The 1,102-nt window shown below is 52.0% G+C and carries 1 rRNA gene; it reads right to left on the minus strand.

Going from position 1 to position 1,102, the window contains the following annotated elements:
- Positions 1–1,102: ribosomal RNA gene (locus ACED60_RS25695) — 23S ribosomal RNA — on the minus strand; the annotation flags it as partial.

Raw genomic sequence — 1,102 nt, forward strand, 5'->3', positions numbered from 1 at the left:
TACTTGAACCTGGACAACCGTCGCCAGGCCCACCTAGCCTTCTCCGTCCCCCCATCGCAATTGTAAGAAGTACGGGAATATTAACCCGTTTCCCATCGACTACGCCTTTCGGCCTCGCCTTAGGAGTCGACTTACCCTGCCCCGATTAACGTTGGACAGGAACCCTTGGTCTTCCGGCGAGGGAGTTTTTCACTCCCTTTATCGTTACTCATGTCAGCATTCGCACTTCTGATACCTCCAGCAGCCCTTACAGACCACCTTCAACGGCTTACAGAACGCTCCCCTACCCCACATACCCTAAGGTACGTAGCCGCAGCTTCGGTGTATAGCTTAGCCCCGTTACATCTTCCGCGCAGGCCGACTCGACCAGTGAGCTATTACGCTTTCTTTAAATGATGGCTGCTTCTAAGCCAACATCCTGGCTGTCTGAGCCTTCCCACATCGTTTCCCACTTAGCTATACTTTGGGACCTTAGCTGGCGGTCTGGGTTGTTTCCCTCTCCACGACGGACGTTAGCACCCGCCGTGTGTCTCCCGGATAGTACTTACTGGTATTCGGAGTTTGCAAAGGGTTGGTAAGTCGGGATGACCCCCTAGCCTTAACAGTGCTCTACCCCCAGTAGTATTCGTCCGAGGCGCTACCTAAATAGCTTTCGGGGAGAACCAGCTATCTCCAGGTTTGATTGGCCTTTCACCCCTAGCCACAAGTCATCCGCTAATTTTTCAACATTAGTCGGTTCGGTCCTCCAGTTGATGTTACTCAACCTTCAACCTGCCCATGGCTAGATCACCTGGTTTCGGGTCTAATCCTAGCAACTGTACGCCCAGTTAAGACTCGGTTTCCCTACGGCTCCCCTAAACGGTTAACCTTGCTACTAAAATTAAGTCGCTGACCCATTATACAAAAGGTACGCAGTCACACCACGAAGGTGCTCCTACTGCTTGTACGTACACGGTTTCAGGTTCTATTTCACTCCCCTCACAGGGGTTCTTTTCGCCTTTCCCTCACGGTACTGGTTCACTATCGGTCAGTCAGTAGTATTTAGCCTTGGAGGATGGTCCCCCCATATTCAGACAGGATATCACGTGTCCCGCCCTACTCG

Origin of the sequence: Vibrio sp. 1F279, from assembly GCF_041439815.1 — a bacterium.
Classification (GTDB): Bacteria; Pseudomonadota; Gammaproteobacteria; order Enterobacterales; family Vibrionaceae; genus Vibrio; species Vibrio tasmaniensis_A.